The 19,342-nt window shown below is 61.3% G+C and carries 22 protein-coding genes; 16 read left to right on the forward strand and 6 right to left on the reverse strand.

What is annotated here, in order from left to right; translation table 11 throughout:
* The first annotated feature begins 27 nt into the window (after positions 1-27).
* The 12 genes from EX00_RS19900 (at position 28) to visR (ending at position 10,650) form a co-directional block, all read left to right on the forward strand.
* Entirely contained in the window at positions 28-324 is a 297-nt protein-coding gene (locus EX00_RS19900) for an STAS domain-containing protein (RefSeq protein WP_047461656.1), read from the forward strand.
* Entirely contained in the window at positions 321-686 is a 366-nt protein-coding gene (gene cheY1 / locus EX00_RS19905; protein ID WP_047461659.1) for a chemotaxis response regulator CheY1, read from the forward strand. The genes EX00_RS19900 and cheY1 overlap by 4 nt, the downstream gene beginning before the upstream one ends.
* 16 nt (positions 687-702) lie before the next feature.
* Entirely contained in the window at positions 703-2,985 is a 2,283-nt protein-coding gene (locus EX00_RS19910; protein WP_047461661.1) for a chemotaxis protein CheA, read from the forward strand.
* 4 nt (positions 2,986-2,989) lie between these two features.
* On the forward strand, positions 2,990-3,457 hold the full coding sequence (locus EX00_RS19915; protein ID WP_047461664.1) for a chemotaxis protein CheW: 468 nt from the start codon (positions 2,990-2,992) through the stop codon (positions 3,455-3,457).
* Positions 3,454-4,362 (forward strand): protein-glutamate O-methyltransferase CheR, encoded by a 909-nt coding sequence (cheR, locus tag EX00_RS19920; protein ID WP_047461667.1) that lies wholly within the window; start codon positions 3,454-3,456, stop codon positions 4,360-4,362. The genes EX00_RS19915 and cheR overlap by 4 nt, the downstream gene beginning before the upstream one ends.
* Entirely contained in the window at positions 4,359-5,402 is a 1,044-nt protein-coding gene (cheB, locus tag EX00_RS19925) for a protein-glutamate O-methylesterase CheB (RefSeq protein ID WP_047461670.1), read from the forward strand. The genes cheR and cheB overlap by 4 nt, the downstream gene beginning before the upstream one ends.
* Entirely contained in the window at positions 5,402-5,791 is a 390-nt protein-coding gene (locus EX00_RS19930; protein ID WP_047461673.1) for a response regulator, read from the forward strand. Before cheB ends, EX00_RS19930 begins: the two co-directional genes overlap by 1 nt.
* On the forward strand, positions 5,788-6,342 hold the full coding sequence (gene cheD, locus EX00_RS19935) for a chemoreceptor glutamine deamidase CheD (RefSeq protein WP_047461676.1): 555 nt from the start codon (positions 5,788-5,790) through the stop codon (positions 6,340-6,342). Before EX00_RS19930 ends, cheD begins: the two co-directional genes overlap by 4 nt.
* A gap of 17 nt (positions 6,343-6,359) precedes the next feature.
* Positions 6,360-6,749, forward strand: coding sequence for a chemotaxis protein CheT (gene cheT, locus EX00_RS19940; protein ID WP_047461679.1), 390 nt, complete (start codon positions 6,360-6,362; stop codon positions 6,747-6,749).
* Positions 6,750-6,915: 166 nt separating this feature from the next.
* Positions 6,916-8,595 carry a flagellar basal-body MS-ring/collar protein FliF gene (gene fliF / locus EX00_RS19945; RefSeq protein WP_047461682.1) on the forward strand — a complete coding sequence of 560 codons (1,680 nt, stop codon included), beginning with the start codon at positions 6,916-6,918 and terminating at the stop codon, positions 8,593-8,595.
* Positions 8,596-9,154: 559 nt separating this feature from the next.
* Positions 9,155-9,892: a transcriptional regulator VisN gene (visN, locus tag EX00_RS19950; protein WP_047461685.1), complete on the forward strand. Its 738-nt coding sequence runs from the start codon at positions 9,155-9,157 to the stop codon at positions 9,890-9,892.
* Positions 9,893-9,903: 11 nt separating this feature from the next.
* Positions 9,904-10,650, forward strand: a complete 747-nt coding sequence (gene visR / locus EX00_RS19955; RefSeq protein ID WP_047461687.1) for a transcriptional regulator VisR — start codon at positions 9,904-9,906, stop codon at positions 10,648-10,650.
* Positions 10,651-10,705: 55 nt separating this feature from the next.
* Here visR and EX00_RS19960 read toward each other — a convergent pair whose 3' ends face one another.
* The 6 genes from EX00_RS19960 to motA all read right to left on the reverse strand — a co-directional run bounded on the left by EX00_RS19960 (position 10,706) and on the right by motA (position 15,912).
* Positions 10,706-11,143: a hypothetical protein gene (locus tag EX00_RS19960; protein WP_047461690.1), complete on the reverse strand. Its 438-nt coding sequence runs from the start codon at positions 11,141-11,143 to the stop codon at positions 10,706-10,708.
* Between the two features lie 5 nt (positions 11,144-11,148).
* A complete protein-coding gene (gene flhB, locus EX00_RS19965; protein WP_047461693.1) occupies positions 11,149-12,225 on the reverse strand; it encodes a flagellar biosynthesis protein FlhB in 1,077 nt (358 codons plus the stop codon).
* A gap of 93 nt (positions 12,226-12,318) precedes the next feature.
* The gene (fliG, locus tag EX00_RS19970; protein ID WP_047461696.1) at positions 12,319-13,362 is read right to left on the reverse strand and encodes a flagellar motor switch protein FliG; all 1,044 of its coding nucleotides are present in this window, start codon (positions 13,360-13,362) and stop codon (positions 12,319-12,321) included.
* Positions 13,363-13,486: 124 nt separating this feature from the next.
* Positions 13,487-14,023, reverse strand: coding sequence for a flagellar motor switch protein FliN (fliN, locus tag EX00_RS19975; protein ID WP_047461698.1), 537 nt, complete (start codon positions 14,021-14,023; stop codon positions 13,487-13,489).
* 66 nt (positions 14,024-14,089) lie between these two features.
* Complete coding sequence (locus tag EX00_RS19980) at positions 14,090-15,037, reverse strand: FliM/FliN family flagellar motor switch protein (protein WP_404944027.1); 948 nt, start codon at positions 15,035-15,037, stop codon at positions 14,090-14,092.
* Positions 15,038-15,039: 2 nt separating this feature from the next.
* The gene (motA, locus tag EX00_RS19985) at positions 15,040-15,912 is read right to left on the reverse strand and encodes a flagellar motor stator protein MotA (RefSeq protein WP_047461703.1); all 873 of its coding nucleotides are present in this window, start codon (positions 15,910-15,912) and stop codon (positions 15,040-15,042) included.
* Positions 15,913-16,137: 225 nt separating this feature from the next.
* On the opposite strand from motA, the gene flgF reads away from it, so the two are divergent.
* The 4 genes from flgF to flgB all read left to right on the forward strand — a co-directional run bounded on the left by flgF (position 16,138) and on the right by flgB (position 19,331).
* Positions 16,138-16,872, forward strand: a complete 735-nt coding sequence (gene flgF / locus EX00_RS19990) for a flagellar basal-body rod protein FlgF (protein ID WP_047461706.1) — start codon at positions 16,138-16,140, stop codon at positions 16,870-16,872.
* 12 nt (positions 16,873-16,884) lie between these two features.
* Positions 16,885-18,273 carry a flagellar protein export ATPase FliI gene (gene fliI / locus EX00_RS19995; protein ID WP_047461708.1) on the forward strand — a complete coding sequence of 463 codons (1,389 nt, stop codon included), beginning with the start codon at positions 16,885-16,887 and terminating at the stop codon, positions 18,271-18,273.
* Position 18,274: 1 nt separating this feature from the next.
* Positions 18,275-18,820: a hypothetical protein gene (locus tag EX00_RS20000; protein ID WP_047461710.1), complete on the forward strand. Its 546-nt coding sequence runs from the start codon at positions 18,275-18,277 to the stop codon at positions 18,818-18,820.
* 118 nt (positions 18,821-18,938) lie between these two features.
* The gene (gene flgB, locus EX00_RS20005) at positions 18,939-19,331 is read left to right on the forward strand and encodes a flagellar basal body rod protein FlgB (protein ID WP_047461713.1); all 393 of its coding nucleotides are present in this window, start codon (positions 18,939-18,941) and stop codon (positions 19,329-19,331) included.
* Positions 19,332-19,342: the final 11 nt, after the last annotated feature.

Raw genomic sequence — 19,342 nt, forward strand, 5'->3', positions numbered from 1 at the left:
CAATTTCAGGCAACAAGGATTGAAGCGATGGCGAGCAGGAAAGGCGAAAAGACAGTCAGTCTGGCCGCGGTGCTGGACCTCAACGAGGCCTCGGCGCTTCGCGGCAAGCTGATGGGGCTGCGCGGCAGCAATGTCGCGATCGATGCCTCCAGCGTCGAAAGGATCGGCGCTTTGTGCATTCAGGTCATCATGGCCGCCGCCAAGACTTGGGATGAAGACAAGCTGTCCTTCACCTTTTCGAAGGTGTCGGATGCATTTCAAAAAACGATGCAGATGATCGGTATCGACATCGATCACCTGCTTGCCAAGGAGATCCGGCAATGAAGAAAAAAGTGCTGACCGTGGACGATTCACGGACCATTCGAAACATGCTTCTCGTCACCCTCAACAATGCCGGCTTCGAGACCATTCAAGCCGAAGATGGCGTCGAAGGTCTCGAGATCCTCGAGGAAGCCAATCCTGATGTCATCGTCACTGACATCAACATGCCGCGCCTTGACGGCTTCGGCTTTATCGAGGGCGTGCGCCGCAACGACAAGTATCGCGCCATCCCGATCCTGGTCCTGACGACCGAAAGCGATGCCGAGAAGAAGAACCGTGCCCGCCAGGCCGGTGCGACGGGCTGGATCGTCAAGCCTTTCGACCCCGCCAAGCTGATCGATGCCATCGAGCGTGTAACCGCTTAAACAGGATCCGTCCCTCATGGATATGAACGAAATCAAAGAGATTTTCTTCCAGGAGTGCGAGGAGCAGCTCGCCGAACTGGAGTCCGGTCTCCTGAAATTGAATGACGGCGACCGTGACCCGGAAACCGTCAATGCCGTCTTCCGCGCCGTTCATTCCATCAAGGGTGGGGCAGGGGCCTTCGGTCTCGACGACCTCGTCTCTTTCGCCCATGTCTTCGAGACGACGCTCGATTGCGTTCGGTCCAACAAGCTGGAGCCGACCCAGGATGTCCTGAAGGTCATGCTCAAGGCCGCCGACGTGCTGGCGGATCTGACCAATGTCGCCCGCGACGGCGGCAGCGTCGATCCAACCCGCAGCAGGGGACTGGTCAAGGAACTGGAGGCGCTGGCCCACGGCGAATTGCCCACGTCGTCCGCCGCCAGTGAACCCGCCCCGAAGCAGGTGAAGCCAAGGGCCCCGGTCAGCGTCGCGCCCGCTCCGGTGGATGATAGCGGTTTCCAGCCGATCCCCTTCAGCTTCGACGATGATTTCGGCGCTGACGACGTGTCCGTGGCCGTGCCGGAATACCAGGTCAGCTTCAAGCCGCGCGCCGATCTCTACGCCAAGGGCAATGATGCGACGTTGCTGCTGCGCGATCTCGCGCGAATCGGTGAGTTGAGTGTCCACTGCGACATGGAAGCCTTGCCGGGCCTGGACGAAATCGACGCTGAAGGCGCCTATTTCGCCTGGACGATCTCGGTCCGGACGGACAAGGGTGAAGATGCCATCCGCACTGTCTTCGAATTCGCCGAGTGGGATTGCGAGCTCGATGTCAGGCGGATCGAGGATGCCGCCGCCTCCAAGGGTGACGACGAGCTGCCCATGGTGCCGGTGCCCTTCGATCTCTCCGCTCTCGATGATGATAGTGCCGGGCAGACCGCGCAAGCTGTCGAAGAAGCACCGAACGATGCGGCCGCCGCCGTTGCCGCCGCCGAGACGGCAACCAATATCGCGCAACTCGCCGCCGCCCGCGTCGAAAAGAAAGAAGCCGCGGCAGCCGCCGCTGCTGCTGCCAGTGCCGCCACGCAGAACAACGCCGCCGCGGCCGGCGTCGGCCAGACCATCCGCGTCGATCTCGACCGCGTCGACCGCCTGATCAACCTCGTCGGCGAACTGGTTATCAACCAGGCGATGTTGTCGCAGAGCGTCATCGAGAATGACAATAACGGTACGTCCTCGATCAATATGGGTCTCGAGGAGCTGCAGCAGCTCACCCGCGAGATCCAGGACAGCGTCATGGCGATCCGCGCGCAGCCGGTGAAGCCGGTCTTCCAGCGCATGTCGCGCATCGTCCGCGAAATCGCCGACATGACCGGCAAGTCGATCCGTCTGATCACCGAGGGTGAAAACACCGAAGTCGACAAGACGGTCATCGACAAGCTGGCCGAGCCATTGACCCACATGATCCGCAACGCGGTCGACCATGGCGTCGAGACCCCGGAAAAGCGCGCGGCACTCGGCAAGAACCCGGAGGGCACGGTTCGCCTGACGGCAAAGCATCGCTCCGGCCGCATCCTGATCGAACTGGCCGACGACGGCGCCGGCATCAACCGCGAGAAGGTCCGCCAGAAGGCGATCGACAACGATCTGATCGCCGCAGACGCCAATCTTTCCGACGAGGAAATCGACAACCTGATCTTCCTGCCGGGCTTTTCGACCGCCGACAAGATCTCTGACATTTCCGGCCGTGGCGTCGGCATGGACGTGGTCAAGCGCTCGATCCAGGCGCTCGGCGGCCGCATCAACATCAGCTCCAAGCCGGGACATGGCTCGGTCTTCACCATGAGCCTGCCGCTGACGCTCGCCGTCCTCGACGGCATGGTGGTAACGGTGGCCGGCCAGACGCTGGTCGTGCCGCTGACCGCGATCGTCGAGACCCTGCAGCCGGAAGCCGCCGCCATCCATTCTTTCGGCGCCAACCACCGCCTGATCTCGATCCGCAACAGCTTCTGCCCGCTGGTGGATGTCGGGCGCATCCTGAATTTCCGCGCCACCCAGGCTGATCCGGTCGAAGGTGTCGCGTTGTTGGTGGAATCCGAAGGCGGCGGACAGCGCGCCCTGATGGTCGACGCCATCCAGGGCCAGCGCCAGGTCGTCATCAAGAGCCTCGAAGCAAACTACACGCATGTCCCCGGCATCGCAGCTGCGACCATCCTCGGTGACGGGCGCGTCGCGCTCATCCTCGATGTCGATGCCGTGGTCGGCGCCTCGCGCGGCCAGTCGCTGAAGGCTGAAATGTCCTACGCAGCGGTGGGTTGAGCCTATGTCCTACGCGATCAAGAGCCTGACCCAGGGTGCCCGAGAGCTGATCGCCTTCCGAATCGGCGATCAGGAGTTCTGCGTCGACATCATGTCCGTCCGCGAAATTCGCGGCTGGACGCCGGCAACCGCCATGCCGCATGCGCCGGCATACATGCTCGGTGTGATCAATCTGCGCGGCGCGGTGCTGCCGATCGTCGACCTCTCGGCCCGGCTCGGCATGAAGCGCGCCGAGCCGACCGTGCGGCATGTGATCATCGTCGCGCAGGTCAAGCGCCAGGTCGCCGGTCTCTTGGTCGACGGCGTGTCGGATATCCTCACGGTCGCTGACGACACGATCCAGCCAACGCCGGAAGTCTCTTCCGACCATGAGCGGCAGTTCGCGCGCGGCGTCCTGGCGATCGACCGCCGGATGATCTGTCTCCTCGAACTCGAAACCCTGTTCCCCGAACACGAAAGCCAGGCCGCATGAGCGTGATGGGAGCAACAGATCTGAGAGCATCCCCGGACGAAGTTCTGGCCAGCGGTGAATATCCGCTGACCCGCCGCGACCTCACCGAGATTGCCGCCATGATCTATTCGGACGCCGGTATCTCTCTCAACGAGACCAAGGCTTCGCTGGTCTATTCGCGGCTGTCCAAGCATATCCGCACACTGGGCCTGCCGGGCTTCCGCGACTATTGCCAGCTGGTTTCCGCGCCGGCGGGGGCCGTCCAGCGGCGCGAGATGCTGTCGCACCTGACCACCAATTTCACCCGCTTCTTTCGCGAGAATCATCATTTCGACCATCTGCGCGACGAGGTGCTGCCCGGTCTTCTGGCGCGCGCCAAGGCCGGCGGCCGCGTCCGCATCTGGTCGGCGGCCTGTTCCGACGGACAGGAGCCCTACTCCATCGCACTCACGGTTCTGTCGCTGGCGCCGAACGCGGCGGACCTCGATTTCAGGATCCTGGCAACGGATATCGATCCGAAGATCCTCGGCCTCGCCCGCGTGGGCGCCTATGACGAAGCCGCGCTCGAAACCGTCTCGCCCGCCATGCGCAAGCAATGGTTCCAGGAGGTGGAGATCCAGGGGCGCCGCAAGTTCCAGATCGACGATCGCGTCAAGCGGCTGATCACCTATAACGAACTGAACCTCCTGGCGCAGTGGCCATTCAAGGGCAGCTTCGACGTCATCTTCTGCCGTAACGTCGTCATCTATTTCGACGAGCCAACGCAAACGAAAATCTGGTCGCGTTTCGCCGGGCAGCTGCAAGACAACGGCCATCTCTATATCGGCCATTCCGAGCGGGTCGCCGGCGACGCCAAGCACCTTTTCGACAATATCGGCATCACCACCTATCGCCATATCGGCAAGCATGCGGGGAGAAAACCATGATCGCTCCCGCCCGCGTCCTCGTCGTCGACGACTCGCCCACCATGCGCGGCCTGATCACAGCCGTCCTGCGCTCTGATCCGGAGGTCGACGTCATCGGCCAGGCCGGGGACGCGATGGAAGCACGCGCCGCGATCAAGGCGCTCAATCCCGACGTCGTGACGCTCGATATCGAGATGCCGAACATGAACGGCCTCGACTTCCTCGAAAAGATCATGACGCTCAGGCCCATGCCGGTCATCATGGTCTCGACCATGACGCATCGCGGCGCCGAGGCGACGCTCGCCGCCCTTGAGATCGGCGCGTTCGATTGCGTCGGCAAGCCGGTCCCAGGCGAGCCGCGCCCCTTCGGCGATCTGGCGGAAAAGGTGAAGGCGGCGGCCCGCTCGCAGCGGCAATTCGTCAAGCCTTCCGCCAGCCATGTCCCGCCGCCCGCGGTCGCGGATTTCCGCGTCGGCCGCAAGATCGTGGCGATCGGCTCGTCCACCGGCGGTGTCGAGGCCCTGATCGCGGTGCTCCAGAAATTCCCGGCCAATTGCCCGCCGACGGTCATCACCCAGCATATGCCGCCGAGTTTCACCCGCAGTTTCGCCGAGCGCCTCAACCGTCTCTGCGCCCCCGTGGTGCAGGAGGCGAGCGACGGCGCGCGGCTGGAGATCGGCAAGATCTATCTGGCCCCTGGCGGCGAAAGGCATCTGCAGGTGGCCAGCGCCTCGGCGCCGCATTGCCGGCTGGTCGAGGGTGGGCCGGTCAACGGCCATCGCCCTTCCGTCGACGCGCTGTTCGATTCGGTGGCCGAGCTTGCCGGCCGCAATGCCGTGGGCGTGATCCTGACCGGCATGGGGCGCGATGGCGCCGCCGGTCTTCTCAAGATGCGCCATGCCGGCGCGCGCACCATCGGTCAGAACGAAAAGACCTGCGTGGTCTATGGAATGCCGAGGGTCGCATTCGAGCTCGGCGCAGTCGAACAGCAGTTTCCGCTGAACGCCATTGGCGAGGAAATATTGAAAGTAACAGCCGCCCGAAAGGAAGGGAGCGAATAATGTCTCTAGCGGAAAAAATCAAAGTTCTAATCGTCGACGATCAGGTCACCAGTCGCCTGTTGCTAAGCGACGCGCTGACGCAATTGGGCTTCAAGCAGATCACTGCCGCCGGCGACGGTGAGCAGGGCATGAAGATCATGCAGCAGCAGCCGCATCATCTGGTGATCTCGGACTTCAACATGCCGAAGATGGATGGTCTCGGCCTGTTGCAGGCCGTGCGCACCAATCCGGCAACGAAGAAGGCCGCCTTCATCATCCTGACAGCGCAGGGCGATCGTGCCCTGGTGCAGAAGGCAGCCGCGCTTGGCGCCAACAATGTTCTCGCCAAGCCCTTTACCATCGAAAAGATGAAGGCTGCGATCGAGGCCGTGTTCGGAGCACTGAAATGATCCTTGAGGCCGCTGCCCGTCGCGTGCACATCATTCAGGGCGAGTATAAGGTCATCGGCGATCCCGAAGTGGTGCTGGCGACCATTCTCGGCTCGTGCGTGGCGGCATGCTTGCGCGATCCGGTGGCTGGTGTTGGCGGCATGAACCATTTCCTGCTGCCGGGAATGGCGTCCTCGCCGACGAGCGGCGGCGACGCCACGCGCTACGGCGTGCATCTGATGGAACTGCTGATCAACGGTCTTCTGAAGCAGGGCGCGCGCCGCGACCGGCTGGAGGCGAAGGTTTTTGGCGGCGCGAAGACAATTGCCACCTTCTCCAATGTTGGCGAACAGAACGCGGCCTTTGCCATGCAGTTCCTGCGGGATGAAGGCATCCCGGTGGTCGGCTCCAGTACGGGCGGCGAGCATGGACGCAAGGTGGAATACTGGCCTGTTTCCGGCCGTGCGCGGCAATATCCGCTAACCGGCGCCGAGACGCAGAAGACCGTGGCCCTGGAACAGCGCCCCGTTGCAGCCCCGAAGCCCGCCGACAATGCGATCGAATTTTTCTGATCAGCGAGGACGACCCGATGACCAATATCCAGCGCGCCAATATGACGGCCATGCAGGAGGCGCTTCCCGCCATCCTGTTGCGGATCGTGGCGGAATTGCACGATATCGCCTATCTGATCGAGCGTATCGAGCCGCAACTGCTCGATCTCAGCGGCGTCAACGTGCTGGAATCGCCTGATGCGATGAAGGTCATGCAGGGCATCGACCTCGCCGTGCAGAAGACGCGCGGCATTGCCGAGTTTATCGACACCATCACCGGCGACATGCCGGATGGCTGGATGGTCGATGTCGCGACGGCGCTGAGTCTGGTCAAGCTCACCGAGATGCAGAAGGCGCTCGGCGGCAGCGGCCGTCATGGTCATTCCCAGCCTCTCGCCAAGGCCGCCGGCGACTTCGATTTCTTCTGACCGCAACCGCTGATACCCGCCGTTGTTTTTCCTATAGTTTTTTAAATAGTTTTACCCGCTTTCCTTCGTTCTTCCTGCCGGACGAAACGCTCGCACAAGTTTCGATTCCTATCTTCGCTGCAGGGCACAAAGCCATCAGGTCTTTGACGAATCGTGCGAGAACAGAATGAATCTGTTAAATCAATTAGTTCCCTTGTTCAGGAATCTGCAGAATCTCGGGAGGACGCGGTTGCTGACTCTCGCCGGCGTGGGCATTTTGTCCGTGGCGTTGGTCCTGTTTGCAGCCCTCTACGTCAACAAGCCCGCTCAGGAGACACTTTATGTCGGCCTGGATGCGACCGATCTCAATCAGATCAGCATTGCGCTTGCCGAAGCCAACATCAACTTCCAGGTGGGCACGGATGGCACCAGCCTGACCGTGCCGACAGGCATGACCGGCAAGGCCCGCGCGCTTCTCGCCGAGCGCGGCCTGCCGAACAGCACCAATGCCGGCTATGAACTGTTCGACAATGTCGGCTCGCTCGGCCTGACCTCCTTCATGCAGGAAGTGACCCGTGTCCGCGCGCTCGAAGGCGAAATCGGCCGCACGATCACCTCGATTTCGGGCATCAGCGCGGCGCGCGTCCACATTGTCATGCAGGATGTCGGCAACTTCCGGAAGGCGGATCAGAAGCCGACGGCCTCTGTCATGATCCGGGCCAATGCCGAAGCGGCGCGCAAGGCAGCCCAGGCCATCCGCCATCTCGTCGCCTCTGCCGTTCCTGGTCTGGAGGTTGACGATGTCACGATTCTTGACTCCACCGGGCAGTTGCTCGCCTCCGGTGACGATCAAAGCAATGGTGCGCTGAACCGCAATCTTGGTATCGTGCAGAATGTCCAGAGCGAAGTCGCATCGAATATCGACAAGGCCCTGGCGCCCTTCCTCGGCATGGACAATTTCCGCTCCAGCGTGACGGCCCAGCTCAATACCGACAGCCAGCAGGTACAGGAAACCACCTTCGACCCGGAGTCGAAGGTCGAGCGTTCGGTGCGCACCACCAAGGAAGCGCAGAAGTCGCAACAGCGCCAGTCGGACACGGCGGCAACCGTCGAACAGAACATTCCGCAAGCCGCGCCCCAGGCCGGCGGCAACGGGCCGACATCGAACGACCAGACCGACAAGCGCGAAGAGCAGACCAACTACGAAATCAACAGCAAGACGATCGCAACGACCCGCAACAGCTACAAGATTGAGAAGCTGTCGGTCGCCGTGGTGGTCAACAAGGGCCGTATCGCCCAGATGGTCGGGCAACCGGCCGATCCGGCTAAGGTCGACGCCTATATCGCCGAGATGCAGAAGATCGTCGCAACCGCCGCCGGCGTCGATCCCAGCCGCGGCGACGTGGTCACCGTCAATGCGATGGATTTCCTCGACACCCAGCTGCTCGACGACAACGCCTCGGGTCTCAACATCATGGATGTGCTGAGCCGCAACATCGCCGGCATCATCAATTCGCTCGCCTTCGTCGCGGTGGCCGTCCTTATCATCTGGATGGGCTTCCGCCCACTGATCCGCTCGCTTGGCGGCGGAGCCAACGGCACCGCCCTGCCGGATGCGGCCGGCCTGGAATTGCCGGACTTCGCGCCCGGCGCGGTCGGCGGACCCGGTGCCGCGCTGATGGACGGTTTCGGTTCGGATTTCGGCTTCGACAGCACCGACGACCTGCTGACGATGGGCGAGGACAGCGGCACCTTCAATCGCCGCGTCAAGGAAGGGCCGGAGCGTCGCCTCTCGCGCATGGTGGAGATCAGCGAGGAGCGCGCCGCCAAGATCCTCAGAAAATGGGCTGTCGACAAGGCCGCTTGAGAACAAGGCCGCCTGAGAACAAGACCGGGAGAGATCCCGGTCTTTTCGCATGAATGGCCCGGTCCTTTCGCATGAATGGATAGTATGCCGCCGCGCCATTGCAATCCTGGATTTCGCGAATATTTGCTGCAAGCCAACGTCACGAAATCAGGCTGTATGAGGTGTTGGCAAGCAAGCCTGAGACCGGAAATTTCATTGCTGGGTAGAAAGAATCGACTTACAGTCGGCTCACCTGTCCGCAACAGCGCCGAATCGGCGCGAATCGGGCTGTGAAATCCACGCTTGGTGAATTCAGAGATTGAAGACGCCGGGATGCGGGGAAATCAGTCTATGGTTTGTTGATTGTGTTTTGGCGATTCGCGTCAATGCAATTGCCGAAGTGGAATTCATGTTAGCGCCCACGCGCCGCGCGAATGCCTATGAGGAATAGCTGTAATTTAAGTTGGCGCGGATACCTCTCTGAAAATCGATGTCGGTTTTCGAAGTTATGCGCCGGGTCCAGACCGAGCAATGCTTTCGTTGACGTCTGATCGTCTGACAGTGGCAGGAAACGCAGAAAATGGACATGCAGATATCGCAAGCGAGCAAGAGCGATAAGGATGCGCGAGCAGCCGCTCCTTCCAACGCCATGTCGCGCGATCAGCTCATTCTGCAACTGACTGCCGTCGCCGGCCCCGCCTATCTCCAGCCCGGTTTGCGTGTACTGACGGATTATGTCGGCGCCGCCTATTATCTTCTGGCGCGCTGCGATCTCATCCAGGAGAGCGGGCTCGATTTCGTCGTATCCTCGGATTGGCCCTTCGATCTCGTCCGGCGCCTGGCTTCAGAACTCACGAGCGGTTATGGCCGTGCCGGCGAGCTGGAAAAATCCATGTCGCTGTTCCAGCCGAATTTTGCCTTCCTGCCCGATGATGTCGAGCTGCCGGAAGGCGTCAGCCGTCATTATTGCGCGCTGACCTTCAATGTCGGGCGCACGCGGTTCTCGCTGATGCTGCTGGCTCGCGACAGCCTGTTGCTGTCCCCCGAGCGGCTGCGCGATGTCGGGCTGCTGGCGGGTTATTTCGCCAGCTTCAGCCGTAGCGTGGAAGGCAAGCTGGAGCGCGATTTTGATCTGACCGAGCGCGAACTGGAATGCCTGTTCTGGATTGCCGAAGGCAAGACCAGCGACGAGATCGCCATGATCCTCGGTATCTCGCGCAATACCATCAACAACTACATCACCAGCGTCATGCGCAAGACCGCGACGAAAACGCGGTCGGAAGCGATCGCTTTTGCCGTCAGAAACAACCTCGTTTGAAGGCCCATTGAATGCGATATCAGCCGGATAGGACGACGGACACGCCGGGCCAGACGAAACTTACCCGTTCGAATCGGATATCCGGCCGCTCCGATCTCTTCCCGAAGCTGGTGTCGATGCAGAAGTTGATCGACGCGCAGAATTTTGCCGTCTATCGCGTCAACGGTTCCGGCTTGCCGAGCAAGCAGCGCCTGGTCTGCGAACTGGAGAACTGGGGCTCGGCCAATCCTGTCATGAACAAGGCTTTCGTCGAGGCCTATGGCGAGGCGATGATCGAACATATCGAGAAATCGCTGCTGCCGCTGATGTGGAACGGCCGCGACAGTGACAGCACGGCCGAGACGCCGGATTTTGCCGCTTTCACCCAGCGCCTGAAACCGCATCTCCTGCCTTTCGCCGGCGTCGCCTTCCCGGTGCGCCTGGGTTCGGTCGGCAATGGCTATATCGTCTTCACCGCGAAGTTCATGGACGTTGCAAGCGACATGATCGTCGAGCTGCATGGCCGCAGCTGCCAGATCATGATGGAGCTTTTGTCGCTGGATGAGCGCCGCTCGCCGGCCGCCGAAGCACTGAGCGATCGCGAGATCGCCTGTCTGCAACTGGCCGGCGATGGCCGAATCAGCGAGGAGATCGCCGAAAAGCTCGGTTTGTCGGTGCATACCGTCAACGCCTATCTCGGCTCGGCGACGATCAAGCTCGACAGCGTCAATCGCATCCAGGCGATCGCGAAGGCGATCCGCTTCGGTTACATCAGCTGACACCGACGCTCCTCAGCGGATCTTCATCGTTCGATCGGGATTGTTCGAGCCTTGCCTACGCCGCTTGCGTCGCGTCACCGATCGCATAGCGGGCGTCTTTGAGGCTGCGGGCGAGAAGTGCCGTATTCTCATCCGGGTCGGCGGATGCTTTCTCGAAGGCGATATGGTTGATCTCGATGCCGGCGTGATGGTCGGCAAGCGCGAGCTTGGCGTAGATGGTGACGCCGCGCGGCTTGATTTCGAGGTCGATCGTGACCTCGGCCGGGCCGCTCCAATCGAGCTTGTAATCGCCGCCGAGCCCGAAATTGACGATGCCGGGAAGAAAATAGAGCTCGGCGGCCGAAGCGACGAGATCCGCGAGATTGCCGTAGCGTTCGAATCGCAGCAGCGAAATCAGATCGGCGGCGTCGAGGAGCCGCAATTCGCTGGCGACCGGGCTGATGGCCTCAGCGAGAATGCGTTCACGTTGAGCAGAGTAGGGGCATTTTTTCATTTAATTTATCGTACCCGTGTTCTATTCGACTGTGCGTAGATCCGATGGATTAGCTCTGCGACGGCCTTGTAAAATACTGACGGGATGACACTATCGACCGAGACTTGCGCAAACATGGAGCGCGCGAGTGGCGGATCTTCGAAAATCGGGATGCCATTTGCCTCGGCGATCTCCCTGATTTTCAGCGCGATGAGATCCTGGCCCTTGGCAACGACCACGGGCGCATCGCCTTCCTCGCGGACATAGCGCAGCGCCACGGCGAAATGGGTCGGATTGGCGATGATCAGGGTTGCGCGCGGCACCTGCTTTATCATGCGCCGGCGGGCGCGATCGCGGGCAACCGAGCGCTGGCGCGACTTGACGATCGGATCGCCCTGCGACTGCTTGTACTCGTCCTTGATCTCCTGCTTGGTCATCTTCAGCTGGTCGAACCAATGGTGGCGGCTCCACGCCACGTCGGCGATGCCGACGACGGCGGTGGCCAGCAGTACGATGGTCAGGATTCGCTGGACGATGGTCGACAACCGTACGAAAATCGTCTGCGGATCGGAAGCGAGCGAGTCGATCGCGTGGAAGAACTGGCCGCGCAGCACGAAGTACATGATGATGCCGACCACCACGATCTTGGCGAGTGACTTGCCGAATTCCACGAGGCCCGATGTGCTGAAGAGGCGGTTCCAGCCGGAAACAGGCGATATGCGCGAAAATTTCGGCTGTATGCGGTCGAGAACCGGTGTCGGCAGGTTCTGGAACATTGATGAGCCAATGCCGAAGATGAAGAAAAGAACGATGGCGGGCAGCAACAGATTGCCGACTTCCCAGCCGATACGGGTAAATAGCGAAAGGGCGTCCGTTCCCGTTTCGAGCTGCCACTGATCCGGCTTCTCGAAGAGGTCGCGCAGCACTTCGCCCATGCGCCCCACACGCTCCGGCAGGAAGAAGGTGACGTAGATGACCGTTGCCAGCATGGAAGCAAAGATCGTGGCTTCCCTGGAGTGGGGCACATTGCCCTTGTCCATCGTGTCTCGGAGTTTTTTCTCCGTCGGTTTCTCTGTTTTACTGTCCTTGTCTTCGTCAGCCAAAGCAGCCGCCCTTCGCGAAACGGAAAGAGGCCGCGCAACATGCGCGGCCCTGTTTTGAACAGTCTAGGACGATTCAGGTGAGTCGCGCTGAACTTACGCGGCTTTCTCCACAGGTGTCATGTCCTTGGCCTTGAGCTCGATCTGACCGGAATTGGCGAGCCGGATGGCTTCCTGCGCGATGGCGCGCCGGGCAACGGCGATTTCACGCGCATTGACGCCGTTGCTGGGCACCTGCAGATCGGATTCGATCATGCGGCGCTGGCGCGGGCTGATCGATGCGAGGACGGTTTCCCGGATATCCATGGTCGAGCCGCGCAGTGCCATGGTGATGATATCCGAGGCGATGTCGTTGAGCAGCAGAACGCGGCTCTGTTGCGGCATGAGCATGAGGTCGTCGAAGAGGAAGATCTTCGGCCGCACCTTGTCGACCGATTCCTTGCTCAGCGTTTCGAGCGACGTCAGCAGCGTATCGACCTGCGGCTTGTCGAGCTCGTTCATCAGATCCGCGACCTTGGTCGAGCCGGAGGCGTTACGCTCAGCCTCGATTTCGACCATCAGTCCCTGGACCCGGTTCTCGATGATCTGCGCCGCTTTCGGGCTGACATCCTTGAGATTGACCGTGCGGTTCATGATGTCGGCGCGCTGCGCCTCCGGCAACTGCAACAGAATCTTGGCGCCGAAGGAGGATGGCATCATCGACAGCATATAGGCGATGGTTTGCGGATGTTCGCGCAGGAAGAACTTGGCGACGAAGGTCGGGTCCGCTTCGCCGAGGCGATCCCAGATCGAGGCCTCAAAGGCCTGGAAGGCCGTGCGCCGGCCGAGCAGGCTGTCGACCTCATCGGGTGTCAACCCCTCCTCGAGGATGCTCTCGATCGCCTTGGCATTGTCCATCAGGCCGGCGCCCTCGGTGAAGAGATCCTCGAATTCCGCCACGAGCTGCGCCAGTTCGTCGGGCGGAATGAGCCGCAGCGATTGCGCCGACGCAATGATGAGCTGCAATTCATGCTGCGTGAAATATTTCAGCAGCCGTCCCGCCACCTGTTTTCCCATGGCAAGGAGAACGGCTGCGGCCTTCTCGGCCTGAGACAACGGTTTCTCGGCAAGGGCGCCGCTGAAATCGTCAAAGTCCATCATGGTCTTCATCTCCGTCCCGAACAGGGAGTGGGCTTATTCTGAAAAGAAATCAGGCTTTCATTGCCCGATCCCGAAATGATCTTCGGGAATAGTATGCAAAATCAAATAAATGGAGCGAAATGACTCATTTCGCCCTAGTGTTGGACAGCTCGATCAGCTTGATGCCGAACCGGGTATCATCATGCTCCAGTACGGTAATCTCGCCCCGGCCGATGCAGCGGCCGTTCACGGTGATTTCGACGGGTTCGCCGATCTTCTTGTCGAGGGCGATAATCGCGCCTTCGGTCAGGTTCATCAGGCCGGAAACCTGCATGCGGCTGCTGCCGAGCACAATCTGGACGTCGATCGGGATATCCATGATCAGGTCGAGATTGGCGCTCAGCGCGCTGCCGGGAGCGGCCGGTTCGGCAAAGGCGGAGGGGCCGCCGAAATTGCCGGCGCCGAAGGCGGAGCTTGCGTCGTCGCCGAATTCATCGCCGAAGGCCGAAAGACTGGTGGTCGGCTCGGCGCCGAACGCATCGAGATCGAAATCCGGCGCGTCGCCGTCGGTGTCCTTCTTCAGGACGCCACGCAGGCCATCGATGGCCTCGTCCAATGCGGCGTCGCTGCTTGCGATTTCCAGCGAATCCTCGCTGCTTTTCTGTGTCGTCTTCGTAGCCATGAAATCACTATTCCAGTTGAAACTTGCCTCAGGCTGCCGTGGGCGCGGGCCGCACCCGACGGCCGGTCAATTCATCAGGTGTCGAAGAAGCTCGTCGTCGGAATTCACGGTGTCCTTGACGCGCACCGTGTAGTTCTCGCCAGAGCGGCCGAATTCGCAGACATAAAGGTCCTTGCTGTTGGCGCTGACCTCGACCTGGACGTCGCTGGTATCCATGAAGGGAATGACATCACCGACGGCGAGCCTGGAGATCGTGTCGAGCGTCAGCGATTGCAGCCGGATGCGGGCTTCCAGCGTCACCTGCGAGCGGCGCACCTGCTCGTTGAGTTGCTCCGCCCATGCGCCCGTCGAGGAGGATGGGTTCTTCGCCCGCGGCGCGCTGACCACGGTGCGCAGCAGCTCGTACTGCGGAACGATGACGACGATTTCCGAAACGGTCTTGCCGAGTGAGATCGTCATCGCGATGGCGGCGGCGAAATCGTCGGTCTGGCCGGCAACCGGCTTCGGACGATCCTCGATATTGTAGGGCGGATCCAGATAGGGTTCGAAGCCGCCGGTCGCGTTGACGGCCGAACGCAGCACGTTGGCGATCTTGTCGAACACCATGATGGATAGGTCGAGCTCGATCACCGAAAGCGGTCGCGCGGCGGGGGAGTCGATCGTCTCGGGCTGGGCGCCGAGCATATGTTCCATCAAGGTCATGACGAAGCCCGCGCCGCAGCCGAGCAGGAAGTTCTGCGACCAGTTGCGCAGGGAGCCGTTCACCAGGACGCAATTGCCGCCGATGCCGGCGACAAGCTCGCTCATCAGGCCCGACCGGCAGCCGGCATAGCCGACGGAGACATCCAGGCCGGTTTCGCTCTTGATGATGTCGGGAAGGAATTCGGCATAGACTTGGCCGAAGGCCGTACCCAGCCTTGCGAGCGTCGTCTGGTCGCCAAGGCCACCAGTCAGCTTGGCGAAGAGGACAGGATCCAGCGTCTGTTTTGGGTGGGTGGATTGTTGGCTCATGATCGTCAGGCCGCCTTGCTCTCACCGCCGGGGTTCATCATTTCCTGCTCGACCGCGTCGATGGACGGCCGCTCGTAGGAGGAGATCGTCTTGCGGCCATATTCCAGCGCCACCTGCGGCACGGAGCCGTTCATGTAGGCGAGCAGCGTCTGCTTCACGATCACATAGAGACGATGCTGCTTGTTGCGCACGATCTTGATCTGCGACACCAGCGGCGCGCAGACGGAGTAGGACAGGATGATGCCGAGGAAGGTGCCGACCAGCGCCGACCCGATCAGGTGTCCGAGCACCTCAGGCGATTCGTTGATGTGGCTCATCGCCTTGATGACGCCGAGGACGGCGGCGACGATGCCGATGGCCGGGAAGGAATCGCCCATGATCGTGATCGCATGATAGGGCTTCATCTTGTCGTGCTGGATGGTGTTGATTTCCTCGTCCATCAGCGCCTCGATCTCGTGCGAGCGGGCATTGCCGATGATGATAAGGCGGACGTAATCGCAGATGAAGGCCGTCAGGTCCCGGTTCTTCAAGACCGTCGGGGCGGCCTGGAAGATCACGGATTCCTCCGGATTGTCGATATGGGCTTCGATCTCGTTGCGCGACTTGGTGCGCAGGTCCCGCATCAGTGCGTAGAGCACGCCGAGAGTGTCGAGATAGTCGCGCTCCTTGGGAACCGCGTGCCGGAAAGCTTCGCCCAGCGCCTTGCCGGAATCCTTCAGGACCTTCATCGGATTGGCCATGATGAAGCCGCCGATGCCGGCGCCCGCGATGATGACAAATTCGAACGGCTGGAACAGCGCGTTCACATCCCCGCCCATCGCCATGAAGCTGCCAATGATGCAGCCGCAGGTCACTACAAATCCGATAATAATATTCATCGCCGGTCCACACCTGAACATTGCTTCGTGAAATCAAGTAGGAGACCTGCCTTGCGTGAGGCTGTTCGGCGCGCTTTGTCGCGGGGCCTTTTGTCGTGTCAGCCTCGCACAAGCCAATGTCGGCACAGTAGCGGCTAAGGGCATCTATGCCCGGCTAACGACATGTCGGAGCGCCCTGGGCGTTTCCTTATCCCGTTATTCTCCAATGTCCGGAGGGCGTTGAAAATGCAGTCTGGTATCTATGTGGCGCTGTCATCGCAGATGGCGCTCGAGCGGCGTCTGACGACGGTTGCCGACAACATGGCCAATGTGAACACGACCGGTTTCCGTGGCACCGAGGTCAAGTTCAATCAGGTCCTCAGCAACACCGAGAACAAGCTCAACGCCAAGGTCGCCTTCGTCTCGCAGGGCAACGACTATCTCTCCACCGACAATGGCGAACTGCAGAACACCGGCAATCTTCTCGATTTCGCCGTCAAGGGCGAAGCCTGGTTCGGCCTCAATACGCCAGCCGGCCTGGTGCTGACGCGCGACGGCCGCTTTACGATGACGGACAGCGGCGCGCTGGTCTCGGCACGCGGCTATCCCGTCCTCGATCCTGGCGGTGCGCCAATCCAGCTCGATGCGACCGGCGGCGCGCCGACCGTCTCCTCGAATGGCACGATCACGCAGAACGACAAGCAGGTCGGTCAGATCGGGCTTTATACCTCCGACGTCAGCAAGGGCTTCCTGCGCTACAGCAATAGCGGCGTGCTGCCGACCGACACGCCGCAACCGGTGATCGACCGCTCCAATATTGGCGTCGCCCAGGGCTATCTCGAAAATTCCAACGTCAACGGCCTGCGGGAAATGACCGAACTGATCGAGGTCAGCCGCGCCTTCGACAACATCACCTCGCTCACCAACAGCAGCGAAAGCACGCTCTCGGAGGCGATCAAGACCCTCGGCGGCAGTCAGTAAGAGGGGCGGATCATGTTCGAGGACGGGATGCCGGCGAGCGCGTTATCGCCGAAGCTTTCGCATATGGCCGCGCTGGCGGAGCAATATGCGCTGGCGGAAAACGCGGTTGCCCATGGCGGCCATGTGCGCACCATCGCGGCCGGGCATTACACAGTCGCCGGTCTCTCCAGGCATGTGCGCCTCGGCGAATTCGTCGCCCATCGTTCCGCGACCGGCATCCATCTCGGCGAGGTCGTGCGCGTCGAACCGGAATTGACCTATGTCTGCCCGATCGAGCCGGGCGAGCCGATCGGCATCCATGATACCGTCATCCGCAAGGGCGCCTTTCGCATCGCGCCGTCGGAAAGCTGGTGCGGGCGCACGATCAATTCGCTGGGCGAGCCGATCGATGGCCTGGGGCCGCTGACGGCGGGCACGCACCCGCGTTCGATTTCGAATACCGCGCCGCCCTCCATGACGCGAAAACGCGTCGATACCGGCTTCAAGACCGGCGTGCGTGCCATCGACATCTTCTCGCCGCTCTGCCTCGGCCAGCGTCTCGGCATCTTCGCCGGCTCGGGCGTCGGCAAATCGACGCTGCTGTCGATGCTCGCCCGTGCCAATGCCTTCGACAAGGTGGTGATCGCGCTGGTCGGCGAACGCGGCCGTGAAGTCCGTGAATTCATCGAGGATACGCTCGGTTCCCATATGCAGAAGTCGGTTGCTGTCGTTGCGACCAGCGACGAGAGCCCGATGCTGCGCAAGATGGCGCCACTGTCGGCGATCACCATCGCCGAGCATTTCCGCGACCAGGGGGACAATGTGCTTTTGATCGTCGACAGCGTCACCCGCTTTGCCCACGCCATCCGCGAGGTTGCGACCGCATCCGGCGAGCCGCCGATCGCGCGCGGCTACCCGGCTTCCGTCTTCACCGAGCTGCCGCGTCTTCTCGAGCGGGCGGGACCGGGACCGGAAGGCACGGGCACGATCACCGCGATCATTTCCATCCTCGTTGATGGCGACAATCACAACGACCCGATCGCCGATTCCACCCGCGGCATTCTTGACGGCCACATCGTCCTGCAGCGCTCTCTCGCGGAGGAGGGACGCTATCCGCCGATCGACCCGCTGGCCTCGGTGTCGCGCCTGGCGCGCAAGGCCTGGACGCCGGATCAGGAAAAGCTGGTGTCGCGCCTGAAGGCACTCGTGCACCGTTATGAGGAAACGCGCGACCTGCGTTTGATCGGCGGATACCGCCAGGGCGCCGACGCGGATCTCGACATCGCCGTCCGCCAGGTGCCGATCATCTATGAAATCCTGAAGCAGACCCCCGGCGAGCGGCCCTCCGCCGACGCCTTCACCGATCTGGCGACCGCCCTGAAGAACGGCGCGGTCGCAACCACACCGGCAAAGAGAGGCTGACGTGAGAGAATCCGACGCAGACGAGCCGGTCGCTCCGCTAAAGCCGGCGAAAAGGCGGACCGTCACGGACAGGGCGCTGGCCTGCACTGGCCTGGTACTGGCCGGCATATCGGCCTTCTTCCCCTGGTATGTATTTTTGAACCCGGACAAATTCGGCATTCAGGTCGCAGAAGGTGACCGGACGCGGGATCTGCCGAACTGGCCGGGGCGCGAGGTCGTCAGTGTCTCCCCCCTTGCCATGGTCAACAAGAATCCGGGCGAGCCGAAGGATATGATCCCCGATCCGCTGACGACGGCGACGGTCAGCAATGTCGGGCGCGAGGACGACAAGGGGCCACCGGCGGAAGATCAGCCGTTCCCCGGCAAGTCGCCCTTCCATCTGCTGCACGTCGCAAACGGCCGGGCGCTGATCGAGGACGACAATGGCATGTTCGTCGTGCGCATCGGCTCGCTCCTGCCCGATAACAGCCGACTGGCGACCATCGAGCAGCGGGACGGAAAATGGGTGATCGTCACCTCCACCGGCGATGTCTACGGCCATGAATGAATGCCCGAAATTGCCCACGTACCGGGCCTTGTAAAGACTTCTGTAAGAACGCGTTCCCCGCAAGTCCCACGCAAGATTATCCCTCTAATGTCCCTGGTGTAAGAACGGAGAGAAGCCCATGCAACCCATTCAACTCTTTGACCTGGCCTCGCGGCAAGCCGAGTGGCTTCAGACGCGCCAGGAGGTTGTTGCCGGCAATATCGCCAATGCCAATACCCCGAAGTTCCGCGCCAAGGACGTAACGCCGTTCCAGGCCATTCTCGACAACCAGAATGTCGGCATGGCGAAGACCAATCCGGCGCATTTTTCGGGCAGCGAATTCAGCGAGAGCGGCGACATCAATGTCGAGGAATCGTCGCTCAACCAGGAAATTGGTGTCCAGGAGTCGGGCAATACCGTCGCCCTGGAAAACGAACTCGCCAAGTCCGGCGATATCAAGCGCCAATACAGTTTGAACACCGCACTCGTCAGCTCCTTTCATCGCATGATGTTGATGACCGTAAAACAATAGATGAAGTGAAG

Source organism: Martinezella rhizogenes, assembly GCF_000799715.1.
Lineage (GTDB): Bacteria > Pseudomonadota > Alphaproteobacteria > Rhizobiales > Rhizobiaceae > Rhizobium > Rhizobium rhizogenes_C.